Source organism: Psychroflexus aestuariivivens (assembly GCF_004010055.1).
Lineage (GTDB): Bacteria > Bacteroidota > Bacteroidia > Flavobacteriales > Flavobacteriaceae > Psychroflexus > Psychroflexus aestuariivivens.
Map to the genome: position 1 here is coordinate 1 of NZ_RQVT01000039.1, position 5,800 is coordinate 5,800.

Genomic DNA, 5,800 nt, shown 5'->3' on the forward strand with positions numbered 1-5,800 from the left:
ATCCCAAACCCAATAAAAACCGGTATTGATATTGTTCATTGTCAAACTATTCATATCTACTGCAGCTTGGTAAGGATTTCCTATTAAATTAAAATTATTAGCAGTTTCTCCTAAATTATCGACTAAAACATTTCCTAGTTTTAAACTTCCAGTGGCTCTAAGCACAGTTTCATTTTCTGCATCGTTATTAGTTAAATCGATATTTCTATCGCCGCGCACATATAGTCGGTAAGGTTTTCCTGCTAATAAATTTTCAACATTTGTATTGGATACAACGGACCAGTTTTGACTAACATTGTTATAATCAAATAGAGAAGGATTTCCAGTTTCTGTAGCATCTAATCCATTTAAACCGTCCGTACTTCCTGTTATGTGTGTTCCGAAGCCTATTGGTGAATTGCCTCCCTCCTGCCAGTTATCGTACATATTTCCGTCAGCATCAACAGATGAAGACAAAAATCTAAAGCTGCGATTTGAGGAGGTATAGCGTTCTATGTTTTCTATCCCATTTCCTGAGTAATCACCATTAAACTCATCAAATTGACCCGTTGAATTTTGATTGCTTTTAAAAGTAATCTCACCGTCATTTCTTAAGTTACTATTAATTTTCAGAATACCTTCGACCAAAAGATCGCGATTAGTTTCTACTAATAACTGGTCTGCTTCAAGAGTATTTAATGAATATATTTTTGGATCTTGAATACTATTTGACGTAGTTCCAGGTATTGTGGGGATAATTACATATTCGCTTTTTGTAAGTTCAGGATTCATTTTTGCACTCCAATTATTCCAATCATTGGCGTCATTGCTTGTATTACCTAACCAAGTATTCCTTTTATAGTCAATTAAAGAAGCACCTGGAATTAAATTCGTATCATCCATATTGAAAAGCTGCAAGTCATTGTTATTACTTGTTGCATCTAAAATATATCCATTGATGATTTCATTCATAGGAAAATAAGCAATCAGATTGGGCTCGTCTCCTTCTAATTCTATATTGTAATTTTCATAGATTTCAGCACCTGTTCTTGCAGTATTCCATATTCTAACTTCGTCCATACTTACATTAGAATGGTAAATAAAACTACCATTTGAGTTCTTTCTTGCACCAAGCGTTAAGGATAATCCGCTAATATTAGCCGGTGTGTTTCCTAAAGTGCCAGGCGAATCTATTAAAACACCATCAATATAATAATGAACTTGCCCGTTTGAAGCGTTAAAAGTACCTGCTATATGGTGCCAATTCCCATCATCAAGTCCATCAATAACAACTGGAAGATCACCATCTCTGCCGTGAAAATTAATTTTTACGCCGCCATTTTCAAAGCTTGTCAACTGAATATTTCCAGCTTCCCAAGCACCATACTCTATCAAAAGCCGTTCTTCGTTAGAATAATTAATGCCTTCAGGATATTTTAACCAGGTTTCAAATGTAAACGAACCGTCAACGTTAATTCCCGTGGTGTTAGCAATACTGGCACGTTCATTATTACCGTCAAATTGAAGTGATTTGTGTTGAGCGTAACCACCTTGGTTGGCTAGTGTTATTGGCTCTGGATTTTCTACTTCATCTAAGGCATTTCCGCCTGATGTTGAAGTTTGTATCCAAGACCAATTACAAGTATTAGTTTGACTTGTATGATTCACATTATCGATTACAACTTGAATTCTGGAATTTGCTTGAACTATATTTGTATCACTTAGTTTAACTGAAACACCAGAGTTCAATGATTTATCGATAAACTGAATATCAGCTGGAACTCCATCAACATACACCTTAACATCTTCAGTTTGAACATTACTGATGTCCCAGGTTTGACAAGGTGAATTTTGAGCGACATAAATTACATAATTTGGATTTGGTGTTTGTACACTATAATTAAATGTGTAGGTAACTTCTGTAGCGTCAGTTTTAAAGCTAGAAGCAGTATAGGAAAAGTCTTTTAGCCTTCCTTCTTGTTGAAAAATTTTAATTGAATTTATTGTAAGCAGAACAATATCCTTCAGTCCATCATTGTTCGTGTCAGCAATTTTTAATTTTCTGGAATTTGAAATAGAAGGACTATTAAAAGGGTCTAAAAAAGTGCCATCTCCATTACCAGTTAAAATGGAAAATCCGCTATCCTTCTGAACAACAACATCTAAGTTACCGTCTGTGTTCATATCTGCAACTTCAACCCAATCTGGTGAATCAACTCCTGTGTAAAGTACAACATCTTCAAAAGAGCCGTTTCCATCGTTAATAAGAATTCCAACTGATTCTAACTCTTGACTAATAGCGACGATATCCAAATGCCCATCTCCATTAAAATCACCCACTTCTACACCATGCAAACCATAGGAATTACCATTACTTCCAATTACGTATTGATCATGATTATTCAAATTAAATGAGCCGGAACCATCATTATAAAATACAGTAACATTCCCATCGCCAGTATTGCCAACAACAACATCTTCCCAGCTATCTCCGTTAATATCTCCTGAAGCAATAGCCCTAGAAGCATAAATATTGTTAGTTTGTATAGAAGAAAAACTAAAACCTTGTTTTGTTAAGTCGATATCATTTACTGTAGAATTATTCAGCCATTGTAAAAAAACAGCATTCCCTGAAGAAAAAATATCCTTTTTTCCATCATTATTGAAGTCAGTAGTTTTAATGTCTACTGTGCTTCTAACGCCCATCAACGTTGTTTCATTAGTAAACCCTCCTGAACCGTTACCTAAATACAAGTAATATTCACTACAATTACAGTATCCTGAAAAGGCAAAATCTAAATTACTATCTCCATTATAATCACCAGATGTAATTGCTTGACTTCCATAGCCACCGTTATTTTCTATAATATTTGTTTCCCAATTTTGTGTTGAACTATTTAGAGACACATAAGTCAAAATATTAGATGAGGAAGGTGTAAGACTATTATAATTTTGAGCATGCGTTGTCAATATATCGGGTATTCCAGAGCCATTAAAATCATCTACAACTAAATCTTTTGCACTTCCAGTAATGCTGATTTCTGGTTGTTGGGTGAAAGTATAGTTGTTCGTTGCTTCTTGTGCCTGCAAACTTGTCAGTCCAATAAATATTAGGATATAACACAACCAGTTTGTTTGAAATAAATTAAGGTAATTTAAAGTTGGTTTCATTGTTTAAAAATTAATAGTTGATGATTAAATTTATTTTGATGTCATATTTTGAAATGAAGATCTTGACAATCGTAATATTTTCTAATTAAAATTAAGATTTGAACATCTAAACAAGTATTCAATCCTAATTCATGAAATAAAAAGTTTTATTAAAATTGCCTTAGAGCTAAACTATATTTTAAGCAAATTTAAATTAAATTTGGAAAAATAATTTATCAAACTCCAACATATAAGAGACATATGAAAAATTGTGAAACAAAGGGAAGTTTTTGGGAAGTGACTTTTAAGCGTAAAACTAGATTTCATTATTGCAATATTTATGAATATTATAAAATAAGACTTCGCTTTACAATATTGGCTATATGTTTTGTTAATACTTTTCAATTGTTATCTCAAGAGTCTCCTGCATATTATATAAATCAAGAAGGCGCAAATAGTGAAAGTTTAAAACATGCATCGGAATTATGGAAAGACAAATACGAGTTAAGTAAGCTTTGTGAAGATTTTGCCAATTATGAAACATTAGCAGCATATTCAAAAATAAAACTCGGCCAAAAACCAGAATTCAAATCAAAATGTGGTGATACCATGTGGTACTTTGCAAAAGGAATTTCTGAATATATCAATCATAATTTCAAGTCTGCATTTGAAAGCTTTAAAACAGCGGAAGCTAAAGCTAAATCTAAAATATTCAAAATTAAGCAATTAGAAAACATGGGCGCATCTCAGCAGATGCTGAATAATCTTGATGCTGCTTTAAACTACTATAACAAAGCCTATGAATTATCAGAATCAAAAAATTCAAATTTATTGAGGGTAAATATTGCAAGCTTGCATGCAGAACAAGAAAATTATAAAGACGCACTTTTTCATTCAACTGCAGTGTTGAATCATCCTGAAGCGACAGACTATGAAAAAACTTTATCAAGATATAATATTTTATCTTCCGCAACTTTAATGGATTCATTGGACTTAGCTTCAGTTCAGTTTAATAAAATTGACAAAGACAATCTGCCGCCAGGAAGTGAATGGTCGTCTTTAAAAATATTGTTGAAATATGTCCTTAGTCAAGATGATAAAAGTTGGTTTGAACTTTTGGTTAAAAAACATCAGGAAATTATTGAAAAAGAAGGAGAAATACAGAGCGGAGGTATTAATTTCTTATTAGCCAAAAGTATAATCAATAATAATGATGCAGAACGGGATGTTCTTTGGATTGCCGCTCAACAGAAATTTGAAAATGAAGCTTATAAGTATGAAAAATCAGCTTTAGATCAAGGCCTGGAACATCAATTTGAAGAGGCAGTGGCACAAAGAAGAATACTAAGTCTTAGTTTATGGATTTTAAGTTCAGTTATTGTAATATCATTTTTGAGTTACTGGTTTTATAACTACATACAAAATCGTAAAAGGCAGCAGAAACTGACCTCTATACAAGAAAGTTTGAGTAAAGATAAAAGTATTCAGATCATTCAGGACAGTTTGAAAAAATCGAATTCAGGATTAAAACCCATTGAAGCGTTGCTTCGCCTAGACAGGGAGTTAAAAGCATTTAGAAATGAAAAAAGCAGTCAATTTCCAATCAATCAACTCAACCGGCGTGAAGCAGAAGTATTTCACCTAATATTGGCGAGTAAATCGACCCAAGAAATTTCAGATACGCTGAATTTATCGAATAAATATATTTATAATATTAGGTCAAGAATTAAAGAAATTTTCAAAATCCCTTCGAAAATGAGCATTGAATCTTGGATTGAAAGTCAAAATGATAAAAAGTAAAAATCTTTTTTTTTGAAATCTTTAAAATGAAAATAGAAACCCCTACAATTATCAAATTGTAGGGGTTTCAAAAGGACAAAGTGTTTTCAATCTTATGCAATTACTTCTTTGAAAATACTTATGTTTTTAAGATTTAAATAGATTTATTTTTTCCTAATCGATTTTACGCCTAAAATTCCACCAACAACTAAACCAAGCGCGACAAGACCGCTGATTGGTAGTTCGGCATCTTCCACCGAAGAATCAAAACCCGGTGGCAATTGTGCATAACTCATGCAAGTCGCAAAGCTTAGTACAAGCCATAATAAATATGGCTTAACTTGCTTTGGTTGGCTTTGCTGATTACTATTTTTCATGATTGTTATTTTATAATTAACTTCTCTTTAAAAGACTGCTTGCCTTGTGTCAATTCTAAGATATAAACACCAGATGACAATTGATTGGACTGAACATTCAAAGCACCATTGCTGTTCAGTTTTAAACTTTGTAACATCACAATTTGACCTGAAATGTTGAACAATTTCAAATCTACATCTTCACCAGCCAAATGACTCGTTTGAATCGTAAATTGTTGATTGGCCACAGGATTTGGATACACACTGAAATTTTCAAAGTTTTCATCTGTAATACTCAAGGTTGTATTTTCAAAACTGATACTAAATCTAGTCATAGCTATGCTTTCTGGAATAGAAGAATCTACACTGAAATCTATATGATTCAAGCCATTATCAAGTTCAGTTAGTGAATTCGTGTAATTATCATTCAAATATACAGTCATATTTTCTCCGAAATTCGATAAATCAGCTTTGAATGTATAATTTGAATGTTCATAATTATACAATGCTAAGCTCAGCTCCTCCCCGTCTTGTGG

General features: G+C 32.7%; 4 protein-coding genes. 1 reads left to right on the forward strand and 3 read right to left on the reverse strand.

What is annotated here, in order from left to right:
- On the reverse strand, positions 1-3,150 hold a 3,150-nt coding region (locus EIG86_RS07210), incomplete at its 3' end, for an FG-GAP-like repeat-containing protein (protein WP_192901718.1).
- A 240-nt stretch (positions 3,151-3,390) separates the two neighbouring features.
- Here EIG86_RS07210 and EIG86_RS07215 point away from each other — a divergent pair.
- A complete protein-coding gene (locus EIG86_RS07215) occupies positions 3,391-4,929 on the forward strand; it encodes a LuxR C-terminal-related transcriptional regulator (RefSeq protein ID WP_127845497.1) in 1,539 nt (512 codons plus the stop codon).
- Positions 4,930-5,072: 143 nt separating this feature from the next.
- Here EIG86_RS07215 and EIG86_RS07220 read toward each other — a convergent pair whose 3' ends face one another.
- Positions 5,073-5,285 (reverse strand): hypothetical protein, encoded by a 213-nt coding sequence (locus tag EIG86_RS07220; protein WP_127845498.1) that lies wholly within the window; start codon positions 5,283-5,285, stop codon positions 5,073-5,075.
- Between the two features lie 5 nt (positions 5,286-5,290).
- On the reverse strand, positions 5,291-5,800 hold a 510-nt coding region (locus EIG86_RS07225; RefSeq protein ID WP_157983119.1), incomplete at its 5' end, for a T9SS type A sorting domain-containing protein.